Consider the following 20,919-nt stretch of genomic DNA (forward strand, 5'->3'; position numbering starts at 1 on the left):
GCATCTGCTCTGCTCGTGCGAAGGCGGCAAAATTGCACTGAGATCAATGTTCTTATTGTACTGAGGCTTGTACCGGTTCATATTACAGCGCATCGCCCCTCAAATGCACCGAGAGGTGGTCGCTTCCGACAAAGCCGAGCAACAGAATGAGCGTGAGTTATCTTGATGTGTTTCTGGCATTCCTCGGAATGACCTTTGGCCTGCCTTCAGTGCTGCCCGGTCTCTTTTTCCAGCCGAAGGCCGAGCCGCCTCGAATCTCGCAAGCGACGTCGACCGACGCCGGCCCAACAGCAACCGATGACGACCTCACCGCGACCTGAGCCGAGTCTCGTCCGCGATGTTTCGGCGTGACGCGCCTCGAAGCGCGAGCGTGCCGGTCATGGAGATGCGCAGATGGATTTGACTGTCGCCACGGTGATCATGGCCTTTTCCGGCGTCTTCCTGATCTGCTTCATGAAAGGCGCATTCGGGGGCGGCTTCTCGATCGTCGGCATTCCGTTGCTGTCGTGCGTGATGGATCCGGTCACGGCGGGCGGCCTGCTCGCGCCGCTCTTCATCGCTATGGACCTGTTCGCGCTGCGCTACTGGAAGCCCTCGACATGGTCGAAGCCGGACCTGGTGCTGCTGTTGCCCGGGCTCGTGATCGGCATTGCCCTCGGCTATCTCTTGTTCCGTGTATTGGACCATCGCGCCGTCGCGATCGTGATGGCGGTCGTGACGTTGAGCTTCGTGGGCATGTGGCTCGTGCGTGATCCGAAGGTGGTCATTCGTCCGCGCTCTTCGCCGAAGGCGGTTGCTGCCGGTCTTGCCTCGGGTGTCACGACCATGGTCGCGCATTCCGGCGGACCGCCGCTGGCGATGTACCTCCTGCCGCTTGGCCTCAGCAAGGAGGTCTACGCGGGAACGACCAGCCTGTTCTTCACCGTCGGCAACGCGATCAAGGCGGTACCTTGGCTGTTGCTGGTGCGGCCGGCGGGCAACGTCTGGATCGTGATGGCGGCGTGCCTCTTTGCCATTCCCAGCGGTGTTTGGCTCGGCTGGCGGCTGCACGGAAGGCTGGACCAGCGGCAGATTTACCGGGCGTGCCATGGCTTGCTGGCCGTGACGGCGTTGAAGCTGTTGTGGGACGGAGTGTCTGGTTATCTCGGATAGGCTGCAAGTCGCGCCGCATCACGGCGCGACCATCGTCCGACGGTCACGCTGCCCCCGCTCACAGGTCTCGTGATGATGTCGTCACGCTCCGCAGACGATCACGCCGTACCAGCCGAGGCCGCGATAAGTCTCGTAGCCTGGCGTCGCATGGAACGCGACCAGCGCGCCCGTGCGGTCATGATAGAATCCGGAGCGCTGGCCGTTCAGCGAGATCGAGATGCGCTCGCTCAAAATACCCTGGCCGTCGGAAGCTGCGATGACACGCAGATTGGAATCGACCAGCAGCACGCGCGCCTTGTCGCTGTCGCCGACGCGCACGCCCTGCACGATGGCGCGGGCCTGCGCCTCCCAGTCGAAATGGATCGCGAGCACGCCGATCGGCGCGCCGTTGGCCTGTCCGCCGGCGCGGACGCTGGCACAATAGGTCGCGACTTGCGCATTGCCGAGCAGCGGCTGGTTCTCGACGTCACCGGCGACATAGTCGTCGCCGGAGCGCAAGGTTCGCGCCTCGCGAAACCACTTTGTGTGGGCGACGTTCTGGCCGACGACGCGAAAGCGGTCGGCGCGGCCGTTGGCGATGACGTTGCCGTCGAGGTCGCAGAGCCAGAGGTCGAGATAGACGGTGTAGGCGCCGAGGATCACGCCGAGTCGCTGCGAGGCATGGGAGACGGCTGCGGCGCTCGGCGAGGCCGCGCAATCGACCACGGCGGAGTCGGTCGCCCACCAGCGCACGTCGCAGGTGCGTTCATAGAGGTTGCGATCGATCAGCTCGATGGCGTTGAGCGACAGGTCGACCATGCGCTCGCCGCGCGAGCGCTGGCTCATGCGGTCGATCGAGGCGACGAGATCGCCGGTGCGCTTCGTCAGCTGGGTTTCGAGCTCGCGCGCGATGGTTTCGACCTGCTGGCCGACACCGCGCACCTCCTGCGCCACCACCGCGAAGCCGGCGCCTTGCGCGCCGGCGCGTGAGCTCTCGATCAGCGCGTTCAGCGCCAGCATCTTCATCTGGTTGGTGATCTGCTGGATCGCCTTGGTCTTGTCGACCGCGATCTGGTTGACCTCCGCGGTCAGGCGATTGATCAGCGCGGAGATATCGGAATCGTCATCAGCGGGTTCAGTGGCGATTGGCTTGGCTTTCAGACCCAGCGCAGCAGACATCGGGGAGCTTCCCTTGGCAATGAGGCCTGATCTGCAACGAACCCGGAACAACGAATTACAGATCGAATACGAGTCTTTTTCGAAGATTCCGCCTAACGCCCGCTTAATTTGCTGTTCCACGGAATGCCCAAATGATAGTCAGTCCGCGCAGCAAAGCGGCAATCCACCGCTTTGTGCGGCGCGGACATTGCAAATCCCAGAGGATTCCAGGTCAATCGTCATTGCCGGCCGATCGCCGCAACGCCCAGTCCGATTCCCGGGTTCCTCAAGCCAGTCTCGACTCATGACGCCGCCCGCAACCGCCTTGCCCGTCGAAGTGCCCCAGGCGTTTCTGGGCGTCGCGCGCTCGCTCACCGACAAGCTCTGGCTCGACCGGCTGGATGCGCGCGGGGCGGCCCTGGCGCTCGCCATCGTGCAGCGGCACCAGCTGCCGGAGCTGTTGGCGCGGGTGCTGGCGGGCCGCGGCATCGACACCGATGGCGTCAGCGACTTCCTGGATCCGACCATTCGCAAGCTGTTGCCGGACCCGTACACTGTGACGGAAATGGAGGCCGCCGCGAAGCGGATCGCCGATGCGGCGATGCGCGGCGAGAAGGTCGCGATCTTCGGCGACTACGACGTCGACGGCGCGACCTCGGCGGCGCTGCTGGCCTGGCATCTGCGCCATTGCGGGCTCGATCCGCTGATCCATATTCCCGACCGGATTTTCGAAGGCTACGGCCCGAACACCGAGGCGATCCGCGCGCTGGCTGCCAAGGGCGCCACACTGCTCGTCACGGTCGATTGCGGCACCACCAGCATCGAGCCGCTCGCGGAAGCCAAGCGCCTCGGCATGTCCGTGGTCGTGATCGATCATCACCAGGCCGGCACGGAGCTGCCGGAGGTCGATGCGCTGGTCAATCCGAACCGGCTCGACGATCTCTCGGGCCTCGGCCATCTCGCCGCCGTCGGTCTCGTGCTGGTGACGCTGGTCGCCGTCAACCGCGAACTGCGCCAGCGCGGCTTCTGGACGAGCGAGATGCCCGAGCCCGATCTGCTCGGCATGCTGCATCACGTCGCGCTCGGCACGGTTGCGGATGTCGCACCGCTGATCGGGCTCAATCGCGCTTTCGTCGCAAAAGGCCTGATCGCGATGCGGCGGCGCGACCATGTCGGCCACACCGCGCTGATGGACGTGGCGCGGCTCAACGGCCCGCCGGAGGCCTGGCATCTCGGATTCATGCTGGGGCCGCGCGTCAATGCCGGCGGCCGCATCGGCCGCGCCGATCTCGGCGTGCGGCTCTTGCTCGAAGGCGACAGCGTGGAGGCTGCGCGGATTGCGGCCGAGCTCGATCGCCTCAACAGCGAGCGCCGCGTCATCGAGCAGGCGGCCGAAGCGCAGGCGGAAGCCGAGGCGCTGGCCTCGATCGGGCTCGAGGACAAGATTGGCGTCATCGTCACGGCCTCCGAGGGGTGGCACCCCGGCGTGGTCGGCCTCGTCGCGTCCCGTCTGAAGGAGAAGTTTTCGCGGCCGGCCTTTGCGATTGCGCTGGAGCCCGGCGGCATCGGTACCGGCTCGGGCCGCTCCATCGCCGGCGTCGATCTCGGCAAGGCGGTGCGGCAGGCGGTGACCGACGGCATCTTGCTGAAGGGCGGCGGCCACGCGATGGCCGCGGGCGTGACGTTGCGGAAGGAGAAGCTCGCCGAATTCCGCGCCTATCTCGAAAATGCGCTGGCGCGGGACGTTGCCGAGGCGCGCCATGTCAACGAGCTCTATGTCGACGGCGCGGTGTCCGCGCGCGCCGTCACGACGGAGCTTGCGACCACGCTCAACCGCGCCGGTCCCTTCGGCAGCGGCAATCCGGAAGTCGTGCTGGCGCTGCCATCGCATCAGCTCGTCCATGCCGACGAGGTCGGACAGGCGCATTTGAGGCTACGCTTCAAGTCTGGCGACGGCTCGATCGTCAACGGTATTGCGTTCCGTTCGGTCGGCCAGAAGCTCGGCAATGCACTTCTCGCCAATCGCGGCCAGCAATTGCATGTCGCGGGATCATTGTCGGTCGACCGGTACCAGGGCGCCGAGCGCGTGCAATTCCGCGTCGTCGACGTCGCGCTACCGGACCAGGGGCCGTCCGTGATTAGATAACGCAAGATCCCTCGCGACAAACGCGGTACGCGTTTGCGGAGATCATGCGGAAAAAAATATGCCGCTCAAACAACAAAAAAGGGAGTGAACATGGCAGGGCAGGTTGAGGGCAAGGTCGCGCTGGTGACGGGCGGCGCCTCGGGCATCGGCGAAGCCATCGTCGAGCTGTTCGCCCGCGAAGGCGCTACCGTCGTCATCACCGACATCGACGAGCTGCGCGGCCCCGAGCTCGCCAAGCGTGTCACAAAAGCCGGCGGCAAGGCGATTTTCCTGGAGCAGGACGTCACCAGCGAGGAGCGCTGGATTGAGATCGTCGCCGAGATCGCCAAGCGCTACGGCCGGCTCGACATCATGGTCTCCAATGCCGGCATCGGCATTGCCGTACCCTCGATCGTCGATATGACGCTCGCTGACTGGCACAAGCAGAACGCCATCAACCTCGACGGCGTGTTTCTCTCCGTGAGGCATTGCCTGCCCCTGATGCGCAAGACCGGCGGCGGCTCGATCGTCATGATGTCGTCGCTTGCAGGCCTGCGCGGCTCGCCGGGCCTGTCGGCCTACTCGCTGACCAAAGGCGGCGTGCGGCTGTTTGCCAAATCGATCGCGATGGAGTGCGCGGCCGCCGGCGACGGCATCCGCGTCAACTCCGTTCACCCCGGCATCATCGATACGCCGATCTGGGGCAAGATCCCGACCGGTGCAGCTGGTGCCGGCCAGAACGCGCCGATCGACCCCGAGGAGCGGGCCAAGGTCGCAACGCCGCTCGGCCGTGCCGGGCAGGCCGTGGAGATCGCCTCCGGCGTGCTCTATCTGGCCTCCGATGCCTCGCGCTACGTCACCGGCAGCGAGCTCGTCATCGACGGCGGCATGAATGCCGGCGGCGTGCCGCGGCGGCAATAGGCCGCCGCGCAAGACGCGAAGGGCAGGGTGGCGCCCGCGGGGGCAGACGCAGGGGCGTCGGCCCTGTACAACGCGGGCCTCTTCCGACCGATAGAGGTTCCCTTCGCCATGGCGCACAGCCTTCAATCCTCCTCATCCGCACCTGCGCCGTTCCGCTCGAACCGGCCTGATCTCGCCACCGACGCGATCCGCACCGCGCGCGAGGACCTCGCGGCCTGCTTCCGCATGGCCGCGCGCAAAGGTTTTGAAGAAGGCATCTGCAACCATTTCTCGGCCGTGGTGCCGGGCCACGACGATCTCTTCCTGGTCAATCCATACGGCTACGCCTTCCGCGAGCTGACGGCGTCAAAGCTGCTGATCTGCGATTTCCACGGCAACGTGCTCGACGGTGAGGGCGTACCCGAAGCGACCGCGTTCTACATCCACGCCGAGATGCACAAGCGCCTGCCGCGCGCCAAGGTCGCCTTCCACACCCACATGCCCTACGCCACCGCGTTGTCGATGACCGAGGGTGATCCCCTGATCTGGGCCGGCCAGACCGCGCTGAAATTCTACGGCCGCACCGCAGTGGACCGCGATTACAACGGCCTCGCGCTCGACAACCGCGAAGGCGCGCGCATCGCTTCCGCGGTGGGCGATGCCGACATCGTCTTCATGAAGCATCACGGCGTGATGGTGCTGGCACCGACCATCGCGGAGGCCTGGGACGATCTCTATTATCTCGAGCGCGCCGCCGAGGTGCAGGTGCTGGCGATGTCGACGGGACGAAAGGTGCTGCCGGTCGATCCCGCGATCGCGGCGGAAACCTACAGGCAGATGCGCGAAGGCGATTCCGAATCCGCGCGATTGCATCTCGCCGCGATCCGCCGGCAGCTCGACGCGGAAGAGCCGCAGTACCGGCACTGAGGCGAGTTACGACCCCTGCCGCAGCTTCGCCAGCACCTTCAGCCCGCCATAGCCATCGGCGGGCGTGATCCCCGCGCGCTGCTGAAAATCCTTGATCGCCTTCATGGTGTCGTTGCCGACACGGCCGTCGGTGCCGCCGGTGTCGAACCCGGCCTTCGTCAGGCGCGTCTGCATCTCCTGCACCTCGGCGAGCGTCAGCGCGCGCTCTGAGCCGGGGAAGGGCTGGATGAAGGGCGGCGCGCCGAGGCAGCGGTCGCCGAGATGGCAGATCGCGAGCGCATAGTTCATCGAGGGATTGTAGCTCTTCACCGAATAGAAATTCGGTCCGAGCAGGAACGTCGGCCCGCCCGCAACCGGCGTCCACATTTGCGCGGATGCATTCGGTTGCGGAAACGGCTGGCCGTCGGCGCGGGTGACGCCGGCCGATGCCCACGCCGCGTAGGTCCGGTTGCCGCTCATATCGCCGGGCGCGCGGACCTCGTAGCCCCAGTGCTCGCCGCGGCGCCACTTGCCGCGATTGACCAGGTACTTTGCCGTTGAACCCAGCGCGTCGTCGGGCTTGCCGAACGGCGACACCTTGCCGTCGCCGTCATAGTCGATGCCGACATTGAGCCAGACCTCCGGCATCCATTGCGAATGCCCCATCGCGCCGGCCCAGGAGCCCTGCATCTGCTCCGGCGTGCTCCAGCCCTTGTCGACGATGCGCAGCGCGTTGATCAGCTCGGTCTCCCAATAGGCTTTGCGGCGCGGCTCGTTCCAGGCGAGCGCGGCGAGCGAGGGGAATACCGGCGTCATGTGGTTCTGCTGCACCAGCGGATCGCCATAGGCCGACTCCACGCCCCACAGCGCCAGCAGCGTGCCGCGCTCCACGCCGAAATCGCGCTCGATCCGCGCGAGCAGCGCCTCGTTGTTTTTCAGCGCGATCTTGCCGTTGATGATGCGCCAGTCCGAGACGCGGCGGTTGATGTATTGCCAGATCTGCTCGTGGAATTCGGGCTGGTTGCGCATCTGCTTGAACACGCTCATGTCGGGCTCGACCCGCGCCATCGCGCGCTGCCAGGTCGCGGCCGAAATGCCCTTCGCCATGGCGCGTGCACGAAAACCCTCGCGCCATTCGTCGAAGCCGGGAGGCGCGGCGAGAAGCCGCGTGGGAAATGTGATGAGTGCGGCTGCGCCGAGCGTGGATCGAAGCAGGGCGCGGCGGCTGTGATTGGCAGAGGAATCAGCTTGTTTCATGGACCCATTCTAGCGGGAATCACGGCTGCTGTGGGCCGGTTCCTGGAACACCGGGAACAGGCCATCGCGCCGCGTTCCGCCGGAACAAAGTGTCGCAGTCACGCATTCCCCCCGCATACACTGGAGGATGAATATGAAGAGATATCTGTTTGCCGCCGCCATGGTCACGGCCATCGCCGCCCCTGCATTCGCCGACGACGTCGGCGTTCACGTCGGCCCGGTCGGTGCCGGCGTGACGGTCGGACAGTCCCACGAATATCGTGAGCGGGACCGCGATCGCGACCGCACCACGGTCATCAGGGAGCGCGAGCCCGCCGACCGTACCACGGTGATCAAGAAGGAAGATGAATTCGGCAATCGCAGCAAGACCGTGATTCATCACGACAACGACTGACGGAGCAGGGCCCCGGCCGAACGCCGGGGCCCGCCTTCTGCACGCAGTCTGCTCATCGAGAATTCGAGGTGGAATGAAGATACGGGCACATGCGGAAAGCCATGTCGTCGAACTCGACGACGGATCGCAATGGCGGATCTATCCCGGCGATCTCGCGACCACGTTGAGCTGGAAGCCCGAAACCGATCTGCGTCTCGAGCCGAGCGGCGATCGGACGAGTTCGCATGTGCTGGTGAATGCCGCCGATCAGAGCCGCGTGCGCGTGAGCGCGGCGGGCGATGCCTGGCCCGACGGCGAGGTAAAGAAAGCGTTGAAGGGCGGCTGAGCGTCCTTAGGCTTGCCCCGATATCCCCAATTTTGAGCCTGTCGCTTTACGGTCGGTTTGCTTCCGTCTGCCCAGAATGCGCTCATGCGGGAGCTGTTCGACATCATCCGTAGCAATCCTTGGCCGTTCGGTGCCGGGCTGTTTGTCGTGATCCTGATGATCATCGCCGAGAACTTTGGCCGCGGCATTCAGGGCGACGGCGCCGTCAGCGATTTCTCGGATGCCGGTGGCGGCGACGGCGGCTGCGGTGGTGACGGAGGCGGTGGCGGCTAAAGCCGGTTAGTCCTCCTGCAAATCGGCGGCGATGCCGGCGAGCCAGCGCCGGATCGCGGCCTCTGTCTTGGCGTCCAGATTTGCCGCAAGACGCTTCTCCAGCGCGATCACGCGCTCCCTGCATGCCTTCAACAGCGTCGTTCCCCGCTGCGTCAGCGTCCATTGCTGGATCCGGCCATGGACCGGATGAGGCGTCATCACGATCGCACCGTCGCGATCGAGGTTGCGAATGATCACGCCGACCGTCTGCGGGGTCAGGAAGGTGAGCCGGGCGACGTCGGCGCCGGAGAGGCCCGGATAGGCGTTCAGCATGGTCAGCACGGCAAATTGCGGCGACGTCACGCCGAGGTCGGCGAGCGTCCGTTCCATCGTCAAGCGGACCGCGGCATGGGCCTGTCGCAGCAGATAGCCGAGATAACCTTGCTCGCCGCGCTTGCCTTCGCCGGGCGCGGGCACGCGAACGGCGGCGATTTCGGCAGGCGCGGCCGGCTTCCGCGAGGCCTTCGATTTCGTGATGGCAGCGGTCTTGCGTGACATATAAGAGCTCTTATAATATGTAAGCAGTCTTATAATACACGAGGGTGAACGCCAATGTCACACGCCCGCAGCGAGTACGAGGATTTCAAGAAGATCGCGCCCGATGCGTATGAGCTTGTGCTGGCGCTCGGCCAGGTGGCCGCCAAGGCTGGGCTCGACAAGCAGCTGCTCGAGCTGGTCAAGCTGCGCGCCTCGCAGATCAACGGCTGCGCCTTCTGCGTGCAGCACCATATCCTGTTGTCGGAGCGGATCGGCGTGCCCGTGGACAAGCTCAATCTGGTCGCGGTCTGGCGCGAGGCGCCGGTCTTTTCCGCGCGCGAGCGGGCCGCGCTGGCCTGGGCGGAGGCGCTGACCTTCCTGCCCGATGGCGTCAGTGAAGAAGTCTATGCGGAGGCTTCCGGCGAATTCTCCGAGACCGAGCTGATGTACCTGACCTCGGCGGTCGCCTCGATCAACGCCTGGAACCGCTTTGGTGCCGCGTATCGCTGGACGCCGCCGAAGCGGCCGGTCGCAGCGAGCGCTGCGACATCTTGATTGCAACAACGAGAAAACAAGGGGAGGTTATCATGACTGCAATGAGTTTGATCCATGCGCAGCGTCCGGTGCCATCGCGCTCGATGGCGCTGGCCGTCGTCGGCGGGCTCGCCTGCGCGCTTGCGATCGGCAAGGCGTTGCCGGTGACGATGGACGCGGTGTCCGGCGCGTTGGCGCCGCTCTGCGCGACCGCGCCGGAGAGTTCGCCGCTCGACAAGGTCGAGCCGATCGGCTCCTACGCGCTGCCGAACGTCCCGGGCAAGCGCGTCACCATCGTGCGTGTGTTCTACGGTCCCGGCGGATTCTCGCGGCCGCATCGTCACGCGGGTTCGGTGACCGCCTACATCACCAAGGGTGAAATCCGTTCCCAGCTTGGCGGCGGTCCTGTCGAGACATTTGGTGTCGGCCAGTCCTTCTTCGAGCCGCCGGGATCGACGCATCTGGTCTCGGCCAATGCCAGCGCGACCGAGCCGGCGGAATTGATCGCGGTGTTCGTGGCGGACGAGGGCGCGCAGCTGACGACGCTGTTGGAGTAGTCCGTAGCGGCCGCATGAGCGAGTTCGCCGCTCAATTCTCCTCACCGCTCGATCCCTCCCGCAGGTCCGGCTTGATCACGTCCTCCGGCAACGCATGCGCCACCGGCTGCGGCGTGCCGGCGATCTCCGGGCCGACTTCGCGGCCGCGGGCGTGGATCAGGCGTTCGTAGGCCGAGACCAGCGTGAGGTAAGGGCTGACCCAGATCCAGCCGTCGCGGGTAAAGACCTGCACGTCGAAATGCAAATGCATCGATGTGCCGGCGGGATGGTCGAGATAGTTGGAGACGACGCCGATCTTCTCGCCTTCGGTGACGATGCGGCCGTTGAGCATGCCGTCGGCGGTCAGCGCCTGCGGGTTCATGTGCATATAGCGGAAGCGGATATGCTCGGTCCGGCTGTTGACCTCGAGCGTCGCGGCCTGATCCTTGACGCCGCGGATCACGATGGCGTCGCGCACCGCGACGACGCCGCGCTGCTTGGGATCGCAGGGTTCGCGGCCTTCGCCGGGCGGTGGGCACTCGGCGGCGCGGATGTCCTCGCCCTGGTGGCCATAACCGCCGCCGCATTGCCAGACCTCGAAACTGCGGGACTCGCAGAAATTGTCGCGCCAGGGATAGGCCGTCGGGCCGTCGCTCTTGTCGCGCTTGCCGTAGGATTGCGAACGCACGAAGGCGGGCGCCTTTTCGAGCGGAAAACGGATCTGCGCATAGGCCATCACATCCGGATGGCCGGCCTTGTTGCGATAACCGGTGTTCGGGATGATGTCGCCGCTCGGTCGGTAGGTGAAATCCGGCGAACGCGCGGAAGGACGATCGATGATGCTGGAGGCCATGTCCGTGAGCGGCCGCATGCGCTGGCCGCCGGCGACGCGGAGCCCTTTCAGGAAGCGCTCGGCAACCGGATAGGCTTCCTTGCAGGCGAGCCTCCGCGGCTTTGCGATGCTGTCCAGGCACTGGATGGAGACGACATAGGCAACGCCGAAGCGGGTGAAGGCGTAGCGGACATAGCCCTCTCGGATGAACCTGCGCAGGTCCGGATAGGTTGTTGCAAGCGGCTTGACCTGCTCACCCTTGCCGCCGGTGGGATCGGCGACGTCGTAAACGAGTGCCGAGCCCGTGATCTGCACCTCGACCGGCCTTGCGTAGACGCGGCTCGGCATGCCGTCGCCGGCGCCGGGTTCGAGCGAGAAGCTGGCGCTGTAGCCCGAGGGGCCGGCATCGAACATGTCGACGGGATTGAAATCGGCCTGGTAGCGCGAAAGCGCGAGTGTCCCCGGTGCGCGGTTGCGCTGCGCCTCGAGATATGCGGCAGCATCGAACGGCACCAGCACAGGTACGGAGCTGCGAGCGATACCGGTGAAGAATTGCGATGAGACCGCGTTGAGCTGCACCAGCGCGGGCATCGCGCGCGGATCGTAGCGTGGCACCGAACGGCGGGGTGCGAAGATGAAGTCGCCCGCGATCTGGGGACGGCTGGTGACCTCGGCGCGGAGCTGGTCGAGCGCTGCGCGCCAATCGACGCGCAGGGCCGTGAGCGAAGGGCTGCGGATCTCATCCGCAGCGAGCGGCGTGGCAATGAGCGGCGAAAGCGTCGCCAGAAGAAGCGAGACGAAGCGGAAACTCCTCCCAACCACTGTCTCGCCCCCGGCGGCGCCTGTTCCGATCGTCCCGCTCTCCGTTAGTCCTTGGCGCGCTCGGAGTAGGAGCCGTCTTCGGTCATCACCACGATGCGGGTGCCGACCGCGATGTGCGGGGGAACGGTGGTGCGGACGCCGTTGGAGAGCACCGCCGGCTTGTAGGACGACGAAGCGGTCTGGCCCTTGGTCACCGGCTCGGTCTCGACCACTTCCAGCGTCACGCGCTGCGGCAGCGCGAGCGAGACCACGTTGACGTCGTGGGTCGACAGCTTGACGGTCATGTCTGGCTGAAGATAGGAGGCCGCGTCGCCGACCACGTCCTTGGAGACCTGGACCTGGTCGTAGGTCTCCGGGTTCATGAAGTGGTAGCCGTCGCCATCTTCATACAGGAAGGTGTAGTTGCGCTCTTCGATCGTGGCCTTTTCGACCTGGTCGGTGGTCTTGTAGCGCTCGGAGATCTTTACCCCGTCCGAGATTCGGCGCATTTCGATCTGGCTGACCGGGGTGCCCTTGCCGGGATGGATGTTCTCGGCGCTCACGACGACATAAAGCTTGCCGTCTTGCTCGATCACGTTGCCCTTGCGAATAGAACTGGCGATGACTCTCAAAGCTATATTTCCTGCTTGCTTGGCCCGGCTCGGGCCAGGACGTGGTCAAATCTCGGGGGGACTCGGGGTCTCAAATCGGACCGCGGCGCCCGTTTCGGGGCGCAACATACTGATTTTGCCGTTGGATGCCAGCACTTTGCTGGGCCGGGGAGCGGTCGGTTGATGGTTGGGGACAAGCCGATTTCGCCGTTCTGGTCGCCCGGGCGGCACCTTGACCGGCGGCCGTTCCTTCAGGCCAGGGGGGCCATTACCGGGTCTCTCAGGGGCTTTTTCGCCGAGCAGGGGTTCCTCGAGGTCGAAACCTCGGTCCTTCAGGTCTCCCCGGGGAACGAAACCCATCTGCACGCCCCCCGGACCGAGATCATGCGGCCGGATGGCAGCCGTGCCAGCCGGTACTTGCGGACCTCGCCGGAATTCGCCTGCAAGAAGCTGCTGGCGGCGGGCGAGGAGCGGATTTTCGAATTCGCACGGGTGTTCCGTGATCGCGAGCGCGGCGACCTGCATCTGCCGGAATTTACCATGCTGGAATGGTATCGGGCTCGCGCCCCCTATGATGCCATCATGGCGGACACCGTCGTGGTCATCGCCCGCGCCGCGCAGGCGACGGGAATCGGGACGTTCTCCTTCCGCGGCCGGACCGCCGATCCCTTCGCGGAACCGGAGCTCCTGACCGTCGCCGGCGCCTTCGAGCGGTTCGCTGGGATCGACCTGCTGTCGACAATCTCGTGCGGCGAGGGTAACCGTGCGGCACTCGCGCAGGCGGCTGGCGGCAAGGTCCGCGTGGCGGAGGATGACACCTGGTCCGACATCTTCAGCAAGGTCCTGGTCGAGCATGTCGAGCCGCATCTGGGGCAGGGGCGTTTGACCATTCTGTTCGAATACCCATCTCCAGAGGCGGCGTTGGCGCGCGTGAAGGCCGATGACCCGCGGGTCGCCGAGCGGTTCGAGGTCTATGCCTGCGGCGTCGAGCTCGCCAACGGCTTTGGCGAGTTGACCGACGCCGAGGAACAGCGCAAGCGCTTCACGGAGTCGATGGCGGAGAAGCAGCGCCGCTATGGCGAGGCCTATCCGCTGGACGAGGATTTCCTGGCCGCCGTCGCCGAAATGCCGGAAGCAAGCGGTGTCGCGCTCGGCTTCGACCGGCTGGTGATGCTGGCGAGCGGCGCAGCGCGGATCGATCAGGTGGTGTGGACACCGCCTGCAAATGAAACGTTAAGTGAGACATGACGAAGACCAACCTTGCACGCACCCTGCGTGAGCCGGCCGAACTTGTGGCCGCGCAGCTTGCACCGGCCGAAGCGCTGCCCGCGCTCGAACGTGTCGCCGCGCGCTATGCGGTGGCGATCACGCCGGCGCTGGTCGAGCTGATCGACACGTCCGATCCCGACGATCCGATCGCGCGGCAATTCGTTCCGACGGTCGCGGAATTGGAGATGCAGCCAGGCGAGAGCGCGGATCCGATCGGCGATCACCCACACTCGCCGGTGCAGGGCATCGTGCATCGCTATCCCGATCGCGTGCTGTTCAAGCTCGTTCACGTCTGTGCGGTTTATTGCCGCTTCTGCTTCCGCCGCGAAATGGTCGGGCCCGGCAAGGAGAACGCGCTCTCGGACGGGGCCTATGGCGCGGCGATCGACTACATCCGTTCGCACGGCGAGATCTGGGAGGTGATCCTGACCGGCGGCGACCCCTTGATGCTGTCGCCGCGCCGGATGGGCGAGATCATGGCCGATCTCGCGGGAATCGATCACGTCAAGATCATCCGCCTTCACACCCGCGTGCCGGTGGCAGATCCCGCGCGCATCAGCGACGAAATGGTCGCGGCGCTCAAGGTCGAGGGCGCGACCACCTGGGTCGCGGTGCATGCCAACCATGCGCGCGAGTTGACGGGGCCTGCGCGCGCGGCCTTTGCGCGGCTCGCCGATGCCGGGATTCCCATGGTGAGCCAGTCCGTGCTTTTGCGCGGCGTTAACGACAGCATTGCCGCTTTGTCGGATTTGATGCGAGCTTTCGTCGAATGCCGGATCAAGCCCTACTATCTGCATCACGGCGATCTCGCGCCGGGCACCGTGCATTTGCGAACGACGCTGGCCGAGGGACAGGATTTGATGCGGCAGTTGCGCGGACGGGTGTCAGGACTGTGTCAGCCCGACTACGTCATCGACATTCCTGGCGGCGCCGGCAAATCGCCGGTCGGGCCGAATTATGTGTTGGCGGTGCAAAATACCGCAGCCGACGCACGTGAAGCGGAGACGGAAACGCGCTATCGTATCGTAGATTATTGCGGCGACGTTCATCTCTATCCGCCCGAGGCATGAGCGGCGATGCAGAGAACGCGGGTTTGAGAATGGAGGAACGGACATGAAGAAGATCATGGTGGTGGCAGCGTCGCTCGTGGTCTTGCTGGGCGGCGCGGCGGTTGCACAGCCCGGCAACTCCAAGGGGTCGACATCCGGCGGCGCCACGTCGGGATCGGTGCCGCAGGCACCCATCGGCCATCGTCAGCCGCGCGCCAGCGATGTGCCGAACGAGAAGAATCTGAGCGATCCGAACAATCCCGTGAACAAGGAAGACGCAGCGCTCGACAAGAAGATCAAGAGCATCTGCCGCGGCTGCTAGAGCATGATCCGGAAAAGCATGAAGCGGTTTTCCCTCGCGACAAACGCGGGACGCGTTTGCGCGGAGCTCAAACAATGAGCCGCTGGGGGCGGGCAGGGCGCGACAGCTCGCCCCGCCCGCGTTGCCTTTGGCCTTACGCCGAACGCTCGTGCAGCCCCGCGCGCTGCGTGTTGCGCCGGATTTCGACCGCGTCAGCGAGCTGCTCGAGCGCGGTTGCCGTGGTCGCCCAGTCGATGCATCCGTCCGTGATGCTCTGGCCGTAGGTCAGCGGCTTGCCCGGCACCACGTCCTGGCGGCCGGCGACGAGATTGCTCTCGATCATCACGCCCATGATGCGGTTCTCGCCGCCCGAGATCTGGCCGGCGATGTCGGCCATGACCAGCGGCTGGTTTTCCGGCTTCTTGCTCGAATTGGCGTGGCTCGCATCCACCATCACCAACGGCGCGACGCCGGATTTGGCCAGGTCGTTGCAGGCCGCCGCGACGCTTGCCGCATCGTAGTTCGGCTTGCTGCCGCCGCGCAGGATGATGTGGCAATCCTCGTTGCCCGCGGTCGAGGCGATCGCCGAGCGGCCGAGCTTGGTCACCGCCATGAAATGATGCGGATGCGAGGCCGACTTTACCGCGTCCGCCGCGATGCGCACATTGCCGTCGGTGCCGTTCTTGAAGCCGACCGGGCAGGACAGCCCCGAGGCCAGCTCGCGATGGATCTGGCTCTCGGTCGTGCGCGCGCCGATCGCGGCCCAGGACACGAGGTCTGCAATGTATTGGGGCGTCGTCATGTCGAGGAATTCGGTGCCGGCCGGCAGGCCGAGATTGTTCACCGCGGACAGCACGTTGCGCGCCAGGCGCAGGCCCTTGTTGATGTCGAAGCTGCCGTCCAGGTCAGGATCGTTGATCAGGCCCTTCCAGCCGACGGTGGTGCGCGGCTTCTCGAAATAGACCCGCATCACGATCTCGAGCTGGTCGGCAAGGTCTTCGCGCAGGCTCGCGAGGCGCTCGGCATATTCGAGCGCGGCCTTGGGATCGTGCACCGAGCAGGGGCCGACCACGACCAGCAGGCGGTCGTCCTGGCCGTTGAGGATGGCATGGATGGCGTTGCGCGCCGCCATCACCACACGCGTTGCGGTGAGCGTGCGCGGGACTTCCCGCATCACCTCTTCCGGTGTGCTCAGCTCTTTCAGTTCGCGGATACGAAGATCGTCGGTCGTGCTCAGCACGGCGGGCTCCTGTTTGTTTGAACCTGCCGGCAATAAAAAAGCCGCCAGGTCTGGCGGCTTGTTCGGACGTTTGCTTCAATATTCAGATTGAGCGCGATCCTCCTGCCGCCAGCGAGCTGTCGTAGCTAAAATACCAAAAATAGCTGGTGACGAGGGTGATCATGGCCGCCCATATAGCGTGCGATTGCCGGGTTGTCACCCCCCAATCGGCGCGAGGGGCCGCGAGGCGCCTCAACTGTTGCTGTTGCGTGCCGCCAGCGCCATGCCGATCAGGCTGGCGCCGCCGAACAGCAAATTGATACCGACGAGGATGCCGATCGCCCATTCCGCCGAGCTCGGCAGCCCCGTGATCACCATGAACGCGATCGCGATGTCGACGAGGCCCGAGATCAGGAGCCACGTCCACCGGCTGCTCAAATCGCGGCGGTGCTCCAGCGCATACATGATGGTGGCGACGCCCTCGGCGAGGAAGTAGGCGCCGAGCACGATGGTCAGCGTCAGCACGGCCTGCATCGGTCGGGCCAGCAGGAGCATGCCGGCGAGCACGGCCAGCGCGGCCGAGATCAGCGACCACCAGAACCCCGGCGAACTGCGCGCCCAATAGGTCACGATCAGTCCGCCGATGCCGCTGACCAGGAACATCCAGCCGAGAAAGATCGTGATCGCAAGGCTCGCGAGCGGCGGCAGGATCAGCGCGGCGACACCGAGTACGGCAAGCAGGATGCCTTCGAACAGGAAGGCCTTCCAATGCGCCTTGACCGTCTGGCTCATGGCGGATTGCAGCCGGGAAAAATCCTCAGGCGATGTCATCGGCAGGCTCCAGATCGAAAGATGTGTGCTCAATCTAATATGCACACACCGCGCTTGCCATCCCGTGGCTCAACCGCCGCCGTGCGCTGACGAAAAACCTTCGCCGCTGGTGCGAACGCGGTTGCGGCCGAGAATGTAGATCGCGATCGTGACGATCAGGAGCGCGAGGCCGAGCAGAATCGAGACGAAGCCGATCGGGATCAGGGCCAGCGTCAGATTGCGCTCGGGATTGATCAGCCAGTGATGGATCGAGGTCAGCACGAAGGCGAGGCCGAGAAAGCCGACGCCGCCGCCGGCGAGCAGCAGCGCCCACATCCGGCGCAGCTGGCTGAGCCGCTCCCGCGCGATATCGGTCCTCGGCGCGTGATGGCGCGCGACCCGCCGCACCAGGCGGATGGCGAAGGCAATCGAGCTGAAGCCGATCAGCAGGCTCGCTCCGCCGAGCCACATCCGCAGCGTCGGATCGAGATCGGGCATCCGCTGCAAGGTCAGCAGCGGGAAGTCGAAGGCCGAATGCAGCGCGACCGGGCCTGCGAAGATCAGCAGGCGGCTGGAGAGGCGGGCCCAGTCGCGATGGTGGCGGTTGGCACCCAGCGCCGTGCCGGCGCGCGCGATGGTCAGGTAGGCGCCGGCGATGATGCCGAGCGCACCGTGGAACGGCACGGTCAGCACGCTGCGCAGGGCGGCCAGCGAGCGCCACATCTCGGCGTGCTGGACGAGGTAGGCGAGATTCTCGTAGGCGGCGAAGCCGAGGCCGACCGCGGCGCCATAGACCACGGTGTCCATCGGATTAGCGAAGGTCCGCCGCTTGGTCGAGGAGACCAGCACGATGGCGATCACCTTGACCGCTTCCTCGGGCAGTGCGACCCCGAAGACGGAATGCATGGCGAGCGCGGCCCAGGGATTGTCAGGGGCTGCAACCATCTTGGCGAAGGGCGCGCGGGCAAGGCCCAGCAGCGAAATGCTGGCCGCGCCGAGCAGGAACGCAGTCCAGACCTGGGCCGGCGGTCCCGGACGCTCCTCGGCGGCAATGACGAGCCACAGCATCAGCAGCGCCGGGGCGATGGCGGCAGTTCCGATGACAGTGGGCAAAGCTTCAATCAGGTACATCGGCGCCGAAAATAGGTTCCCTTGATCTGCTTATCTACGTCTACCGATGCGACCATGTGTCATGCATTTGCTGTCGCGTCACTTAACAGGCGCGACAGCCGGCGTTCATCGGGATCGGCACCGAACGTGTAGAAGACGAGCACAATCAACTACATGACAGAAGCAATTCGTCATCGATGGCAGCGGTCCGCGCTCGTCACCGGACCGCGATTGGCAAGTTAGATCAAGGCACTGTGCAGGTTTCTTCGATTCACGATGCACGTGACTGAGCGGCGAGTCCAGAGGCGGCGTGGCTGCCGCCTGGACAACGCTAGGCCAGACCAACCGGCCTAGTCACGCTTCGTTGTGCGCCCGCGGGGCGGCGCAGCGACCCGGCGTGCCCGCACCTGCTCCAGCTCCCAGAAGGCGCGTACGAGGCACGTGCCAAGGCAGAAGACGATCAGCAGCAGCAGGAAGGCCTGGTCGACGGCGGGGATGTGCATCATGACGTTGATTAAGCAACGTGCATGCCATGCGTTCCCTCAGTCGCCTGCGCCGCGCGCTGCGCGCACGCGATTTGGGCCGGCGTTTCCCGCGCTTCAATGCGTGGTGAACGGCGGAGGTGCGTCCGGCGCGATGTCGAAGGCGCCGAGATGGAATTCCTGGCCGACGGCCATGTCCGGTTCGGCGTGGTCCGCGAGCAGCGTGAAGGCGGCTTGCGGATATTGCTTCCAGATATCGAGGTCGCCGGCTGTGATCGTCAGCCAGCCGAACGTGTACATGTAGCGTCCGGGCTCGGTGACCCGGCCAACCCTGTCCCAAGTGATCTTATTGACCGTAATCTTGTTGACTGCCATTCGGTCCCCCGATCGCAAGTCTGCAAATGAGGTCCGGCACGAGGCACAGACCCTCAAAAGCTGATCCCGCAATGGGGCCGCGATAGGGCAGCGGAGCGGAGGCAAAGGCGGCCGGAGGAATGGCCGCCGCCTGCCGCCTTTAGCGCGCCGTCGTGGCTGCCTGCGCCTCCGCTTCGGACGCCAGCTCGAGCTGACGGTGCGAGGCGTGGAAGACGTCGTGGACGAGGCCGATCTTCTCCATGCCCAGAATGATCAGGCCGTTGAGATCGATCTCCCACCAGGCGTGCGAGATATAGGCGTCCCGCGGGAAGCGGTGATGGTTGTTGTGCAGGCCCTCGCCGAAGGTGAGGATCGTGGTCACGAACTCGTTGGTCGAGGCGTCCTCGACCTCGAAGCGGCGATAGCCGTAGGCGTGGCAGACCGAGCCGGTGAGCTGGCTGGTGAGGATCAGCAGGTAACAGCGGAGCAGGCCGGAGAACAGCACGCAGCCGATCATGGTGTGCACGCCGCCGAAGGTGTAGCCGATTACGGCGGGAATGAAGACGCCGGACATCCCGTACCAGACCCAGCGCGTGCGCACGAAGAACATCGCGATGGGATCGGCGAGAATGTCCTTGGCATAGTATTCGTTGTCGGTGGTCGCCTGGTCGAACACCCAGCTGCCCTGGGCGTGCAAAAAGCCCTTGAGCGCGCTGACATAGCGATTGCCGAAGCCGTCGAATTGCGGGCTGTGGGGATCGCCGACGTCATCGGCATAGAGGTGGTGGCGGCGGTGGTTGGCGACCCATTTCGCGATCGAGCCCTGCACCGCCATCTGGGCGATGGCGCAGAAGAAGACGCGCATGATCGGGCCGGTGCGGAAGCTGCGATGGACGAACAGGCGGTGCATGCCGGCACCGATGCCGAACGTCGTCAGCGCGAACATCCAGGCGAAGGTAAACAGCTCCACCTTGCCGACGCCTTGGGTAATGGCCCAGATGATACCCGCGACAGCGCCGACGTAGAGAATACCGAGGAGAAGATAGCTTTCGCGCAACTTCGCCTGGACGAGCGGGCCTTCAGTGATGACGCCGGGCGGGAGCTGCGGCTTTGCGGCGGCAGGCGCGTTTTGGGCGGTCTCTGCCGGGGCGAACTCAGCAATGGACATTCCGGGACTTCCAATAACTCGGGGCCCGCAGTGATTGCGGACGTGCTGGGTCACACCCTAGCGCGCGGGGATCGACACCTCCAGTATTTAGTTAAAGTTGAGTTAAAATCGATCGGGCCGGTTCAGGCCGATTGCAGCATGGGCGTACGGACGACCAGGCGGACGAGGTCGTCCTGCTGCTGCTTCTCGGCGAACTTGACCGCAAAGCCGTTGTCGAATTTGCGAATGACGCGCCCGACGCATGCGCCGACCGCAAGCGGGGTCCCGATCTGCGGGTCGTATTCGCAGGATATCGCGACGCCGGCCGTGGAGACGTCGATGATGAAGCAGGCATGGGTGCTGCCGTCGGCGAGCGTCAGAAAGGTGTGCGAGACTTGGGGAACGAAGCGCGCGTCATTGCGCAGGTCCTGAATGCTGGCGTCCTTCTGCTTCTTCTCCAGCCAGGTCAGCTTTTCCGACATCCAGGCGCGCCGCTCCCGCGTCATGTCGAGCTCCATCAGGAATCCCGCCTTCAGCGTCGCGCTGATGGTGCACTGGAATTCGCCAAAGTCCTGGAAATAGGAGGTCACGCGCTCGCCGACCTTGCCGACGACAGGCACGTCGACGATCATGCGGAACGGGGAGACACGCTTGGTGCGGCAGGCGAAGGTGCGCAGCTGGCCCTCGCAATCGTACCAGCGCGGCAGCGAGTAGCTGCCGCTCACGCTGACCTCCACTGCGCGCTGCCTGAGGAACTCTGAGACGGACATGAACGCCAATCGTGTTTCGGATTGTTTCCGTAAAATCACGGTAGCGGGCAACGTCTAAGCAAACGATACGCCGATCAAATAGCAGGGGTAAATTTCCGGTAAACGGCCC

25 protein-coding genes are annotated in these 20,919 nt (G+C 65.1%); 13 read left to right on the forward strand and 12 right to left on the reverse strand.

Features of this window, described 5'->3' with window-relative positions; genetic code table 11:
* The first annotated feature begins 146 nt into the window (after positions 1-146).
* Positions 147-320, forward strand: a complete 174-nt coding sequence (locus tag AB7008_RS25155; protein ID WP_304489653.1) for a hypothetical protein — start codon at positions 147-149, stop codon at positions 318-320.
* A gap of 73 nt (positions 321-393) precedes the next feature.
* A complete protein-coding gene (locus AB7008_RS25160; RefSeq protein WP_304489654.1) occupies positions 394-1,152 on the forward strand; it encodes a sulfite exporter TauE/SafE family protein in 759 nt (252 codons plus the stop codon).
* Between the two features lie 81 nt (positions 1,153-1,233).
* On the opposite strand, the gene AB7008_RS25165 is transcribed toward AB7008_RS25160, so the two are convergent.
* Positions 1,234-2,310 carry a methyl-accepting chemotaxis protein gene (locus AB7008_RS25165; RefSeq protein WP_038959475.1) on the reverse strand — a complete coding sequence of 359 codons (1,077 nt, stop codon included), beginning with the start codon at positions 2,308-2,310 and terminating at the stop codon, positions 1,234-1,236.
* Between the two features lie 283 nt (positions 2,311-2,593).
* Here AB7008_RS25165 and recJ point away from each other — a divergent pair, with 283 nt between their 5' ends.
* From recJ to AB7008_RS25180, 3 genes are all read left to right on the forward strand, one after another.
* On the forward strand, positions 2,594-4,435 hold the full coding sequence (gene recJ, locus AB7008_RS25170) for a single-stranded-DNA-specific exonuclease RecJ (RefSeq protein ID WP_028161288.1): 1,842 nt from the start codon (positions 2,594-2,596) through the stop codon (positions 4,433-4,435).
* 90 nt (positions 4,436-4,525) lie between these two features.
* On the forward strand, positions 4,526-5,335 hold the full coding sequence (locus AB7008_RS25175) for an SDR family NAD(P)-dependent oxidoreductase (RefSeq protein ID WP_304489655.1): 810 nt from the start codon (positions 4,526-4,528) through the stop codon (positions 5,333-5,335).
* A gap of 108 nt (positions 5,336-5,443) precedes the next feature.
* Complete coding sequence (locus AB7008_RS25180; RefSeq protein ID WP_248883220.1) at positions 5,444-6,241, forward strand: aldolase; 798 nt, start codon at positions 5,444-5,446, stop codon at positions 6,239-6,241.
* 6 nt (positions 6,242-6,247) lie between these two features.
* Here the strand turns inward: AB7008_RS25180 and AB7008_RS25185 are convergent, their stop codons facing one another.
* Complete coding sequence (locus tag AB7008_RS25185; protein WP_304489656.1) at positions 6,248-7,477, reverse strand: lytic murein transglycosylase; 1,230 nt, start codon at positions 7,475-7,477, stop codon at positions 6,248-6,250.
* Positions 7,478-7,610: 133 nt separating this feature from the next.
* On the opposite strand from AB7008_RS25185, the gene AB7008_RS25190 reads away from it, so the two are divergent.
* The 3 genes from AB7008_RS25190 (at position 7,611) to AB7008_RS25200 (ending at position 8,469) form a co-directional block, all read left to right on the forward strand.
* Entirely contained in the window at positions 7,611-7,871 is a 261-nt protein-coding gene (locus tag AB7008_RS25190; RefSeq protein WP_304489657.1) for a hypothetical protein, read from the forward strand.
* 73 nt (positions 7,872-7,944) lie between these two features.
* On the forward strand, positions 7,945-8,196 hold the full coding sequence (locus AB7008_RS25195; RefSeq protein ID WP_028161293.1) for a hypothetical protein: 252 nt from the start codon (positions 7,945-7,947) through the stop codon (positions 8,194-8,196).
* Between the two features lie 84 nt (positions 8,197-8,280).
* The gene (locus AB7008_RS25200; protein WP_304489658.1) at positions 8,281-8,469 is read left to right on the forward strand and encodes a hypothetical protein; all 189 of its coding nucleotides are present in this window, start codon (positions 8,281-8,283) and stop codon (positions 8,467-8,469) included.
* A 6-nt stretch (positions 8,470-8,475) separates the two neighbouring features.
* Here AB7008_RS25200 and AB7008_RS25205 read toward each other — a convergent pair whose 3' ends face one another.
* Positions 8,476-9,006: a MarR family winged helix-turn-helix transcriptional regulator gene (locus AB7008_RS25205; protein ID WP_441259692.1), complete on the reverse strand. Its 531-nt coding sequence runs from the start codon at positions 9,004-9,006 to the stop codon at positions 8,476-8,478.
* Between the two features lie 54 nt (positions 9,007-9,060).
* On the opposite strand from AB7008_RS25205, the gene AB7008_RS25210 reads away from it, so the two are divergent.
* Positions 9,061-9,540: a carboxymuconolactone decarboxylase family protein gene (locus AB7008_RS25210; protein ID WP_441259693.1), complete on the forward strand. Its 480-nt coding sequence runs from the start codon at positions 9,061-9,063 to the stop codon at positions 9,538-9,540.
* Between the two features lie 32 nt (positions 9,541-9,572).
* Positions 9,573-10,076, forward strand: a complete 504-nt coding sequence (locus AB7008_RS25215) for a cupin domain-containing protein (RefSeq protein WP_248883224.1) — start codon at positions 9,573-9,575, stop codon at positions 10,074-10,076.
* A gap of 31 nt (positions 10,077-10,107) precedes the next feature.
* On the opposite strand, the gene AB7008_RS25220 is transcribed toward AB7008_RS25215, so the two are convergent.
* Both AB7008_RS25220 and efp read right to left on the reverse strand, forming a co-directional pair.
* Positions 10,108-11,709 (reverse strand): M23 family peptidase, encoded by a 1,602-nt coding sequence (locus tag AB7008_RS25220; RefSeq protein WP_441259694.1) that lies wholly within the window; start codon positions 11,707-11,709, stop codon positions 10,108-10,110.
* A 44-nt stretch (positions 11,710-11,753) separates the two neighbouring features.
* Positions 11,754-12,320, reverse strand: coding sequence for an elongation factor P (efp, locus tag AB7008_RS25225; protein WP_028161298.1), 567 nt, complete (start codon positions 12,318-12,320; stop codon positions 11,754-11,756).
* Between the two features lie 162 nt (positions 12,321-12,482).
* On the opposite strand from efp, the gene epmA reads away from it, so the two are divergent.
* Genes epmA through AB7008_RS25240 form a run of 3 tightly spaced genes read left to right on the forward strand, consistent with a single transcriptional unit; the run spans position 12,483 to position 14,939 of the window.
* A complete protein-coding gene (epmA, locus tag AB7008_RS25230; RefSeq protein WP_441259695.1) occupies positions 12,483-13,547 on the forward strand; it encodes an EF-P lysine aminoacylase EpmA in 1,065 nt (354 codons plus the stop codon).
* On the forward strand, positions 13,544-14,638 hold the full coding sequence (locus tag AB7008_RS25235) for a lysine-2,3-aminomutase-like protein (protein ID WP_441259696.1): 1,095 nt from the start codon (positions 13,544-13,546) through the stop codon (positions 14,636-14,638). The genes epmA and AB7008_RS25235 overlap by 4 nt, the downstream gene beginning before the upstream one ends.
* A 43-nt stretch (positions 14,639-14,681) precedes the next feature.
* On the forward strand, positions 14,682-14,939 hold the full coding sequence (locus AB7008_RS25240) for a hypothetical protein (protein ID WP_028161301.1): 258 nt from the start codon (positions 14,682-14,684) through the stop codon (positions 14,937-14,939).
* Between the two features lie 133 nt (positions 14,940-15,072).
* Here the strand turns inward: AB7008_RS25240 and AB7008_RS25245 are convergent, their stop codons facing one another.
* The 7 genes from AB7008_RS25245 to AB7008_RS25275 form a co-directional block, all read right to left on the reverse strand.
* Positions 15,073-16,158 (reverse strand): 3-deoxy-7-phosphoheptulonate synthase, encoded by a 1,086-nt coding sequence (locus AB7008_RS25245; protein ID WP_441259697.1) that lies wholly within the window; start codon positions 16,156-16,158, stop codon positions 15,073-15,075.
* A gap of 231 nt (positions 16,159-16,389) precedes the next feature.
* A complete protein-coding gene (locus tag AB7008_RS25250) occupies positions 16,390-16,968 on the reverse strand; it encodes an HdeD family acid-resistance protein (protein ID WP_041958244.1) in 579 nt (192 codons plus the stop codon).
* 69 nt (positions 16,969-17,037) lie between these two features.
* Complete coding sequence (locus AB7008_RS25255; RefSeq protein WP_014495490.1) at positions 17,038-18,078, reverse strand: PrsW family glutamic-type intramembrane protease; 1,041 nt, start codon at positions 18,076-18,078, stop codon at positions 17,038-17,040.
* A 329-nt stretch (positions 18,079-18,407) separates the two neighbouring features.
* Positions 18,408-18,563, reverse strand: coding sequence for a hypothetical protein (locus AB7008_RS25260; protein WP_187387714.1), 156 nt, complete (start codon positions 18,561-18,563; stop codon positions 18,408-18,410).
* Positions 18,564-18,656: 93 nt separating this feature from the next.
* The gene (locus AB7008_RS25265) at positions 18,657-18,914 is read right to left on the reverse strand and encodes a hypothetical protein (protein WP_441259698.1); all 258 of its coding nucleotides are present in this window, start codon (positions 18,912-18,914) and stop codon (positions 18,657-18,659) included.
* A gap of 139 nt (positions 18,915-19,053) precedes the next feature.
* A complete protein-coding gene (locus AB7008_RS25270) occupies positions 19,054-20,061 on the reverse strand; it encodes an acyl-CoA desaturase (protein ID WP_014495488.1) in 1,008 nt (335 codons plus the stop codon).
* 122 nt (positions 20,062-20,183) lie between these two features.
* The gene (locus AB7008_RS25275) at positions 20,184-20,810 is read right to left on the reverse strand and encodes a PilZ domain-containing protein (RefSeq protein ID WP_028161305.1); all 627 of its coding nucleotides are present in this window, start codon (positions 20,808-20,810) and stop codon (positions 20,184-20,186) included.
* Between the last annotated feature and the right edge of the window lie 109 nt (positions 20,811-20,919).

The sequence above is a fragment of the Bradyrhizobium sp. 521_C7_N1_3 genome (assembly GCF_052075975.1).
In the GTDB taxonomy this organism is placed as follows: domain Bacteria; phylum Pseudomonadota; class Alphaproteobacteria; order Rhizobiales; family Xanthobacteraceae; genus Bradyrhizobium; species Bradyrhizobium japonicum.

Bases quoted from the DNA above. Each gene is read 5' to 3' on its own strand.
- AB7008_RS25265 (WP_441259698.1), bottom strand. From the start codon at position 18,914: ATGGCAGTCAACAAGATTACGGTCAATAAGATCACTTGGGACAGGGTT.
- AB7008_RS25250 (WP_041958244.1), bottom strand. From the start codon at position 16,968: ATGACATCGCCTGAGGATTTTTCCCGGCTGCAATCCGCCATGAGCCAG.
- AB7008_RS25190 (WP_304489657.1), top strand. From the start codon at position 7,611: ATGAAGAGATATCTGTTTGCCGCCGCCATGGTCACGGCCATCGCCGCC.
- AB7008_RS25210 (WP_441259693.1), top strand. From the start codon at position 9,061: ATGTCACACGCCCGCAGCGAGTACGAGGATTTCAAGAAGATCGCGCCC.
- AB7008_RS25205 (WP_441259692.1), bottom strand. From the start codon at position 9,006: ATGTCACGCAAGACCGCTGCCATCACGAAATCGAAGGCCTCGCGGAAG.
- epmA (WP_441259695.1), top strand. From the start codon at position 12,483: ATGGTTGGGGACAAGCCGATTTCGCCGTTCTGGTCGCCCGGGCGGCAC.
- AB7008_RS25270 (WP_014495488.1), bottom strand. From the start codon at position 20,061: ATGTCCATTGCTGAGTTCGCCCCGGCAGAGACCGCCCAAAACGCGCCT.
- AB7008_RS25240 (WP_028161301.1), top strand. From the start codon at position 14,682: ATGAAGAAGATCATGGTGGTGGCAGCGTCGCTCGTGGTCTTGCTGGGC.
- AB7008_RS25255 (WP_014495490.1), bottom strand. From the start codon at position 18,078: ATGTACCTGATTGAAGCTTTGCCCACTGTCATCGGAACTGCCGCCATC.
- recJ (WP_028161288.1), top strand. From the start codon at position 2,594: ATGACGCCGCCCGCAACCGCCTTGCCCGTCGAAGTGCCCCAGGCGTTT.
- AB7008_RS25260 (WP_187387714.1), bottom strand. From the start codon at position 18,563: ATGATGCACATCCCCGCCGTCGACCAGGCCTTCCTGCTGCTGCTGATC.
- AB7008_RS25200 (WP_304489658.1), top strand. From the start codon at position 8,281: ATGCGGGAGCTGTTCGACATCATCCGTAGCAATCCTTGGCCGTTCGGT.
- AB7008_RS25155 (WP_304489653.1), top strand. From the start codon at position 147: ATGAGCGTGAGTTATCTTGATGTGTTTCTGGCATTCCTCGGAATGACC.
- AB7008_RS25165 (WP_038959475.1), bottom strand. From the start codon at position 2,310: ATGTCTGCTGCGCTGGGTCTGAAAGCCAAGCCAATCGCCACTGAACCC.
- AB7008_RS25185 (WP_304489656.1), bottom strand. From the start codon at position 7,477: ATGAAACAAGCTGATTCCTCTGCCAATCACAGCCGCCGCGCCCTGCTT.
- AB7008_RS25180 (WP_248883220.1), top strand. From the start codon at position 5,444: ATGGCGCACAGCCTTCAATCCTCCTCATCCGCACCTGCGCCGTTCCGC.
- AB7008_RS25275 (WP_028161305.1), bottom strand. From the start codon at position 20,810: ATGTCCGTCTCAGAGTTCCTCAGGCAGCGCGCAGTGGAGGTCAGCGTG.
- AB7008_RS25160 (WP_304489654.1), top strand. From the start codon at position 394: ATGGATTTGACTGTCGCCACGGTGATCATGGCCTTTTCCGGCGTCTTC.
- AB7008_RS25195 (WP_028161293.1), top strand. From the start codon at position 7,945: ATGAAGATACGGGCACATGCGGAAAGCCATGTCGTCGAACTCGACGAC.
- AB7008_RS25215 (WP_248883224.1), top strand. From the start codon at position 9,573: ATGACTGCAATGAGTTTGATCCATGCGCAGCGTCCGGTGCCATCGCGC.
- AB7008_RS25175 (WP_304489655.1), top strand. From the start codon at position 4,526: ATGGCAGGGCAGGTTGAGGGCAAGGTCGCGCTGGTGACGGGCGGCGCC.
- AB7008_RS25235 (WP_441259696.1), top strand. From the start codon at position 13,544: ATGACGAAGACCAACCTTGCACGCACCCTGCGTGAGCCGGCCGAACTT.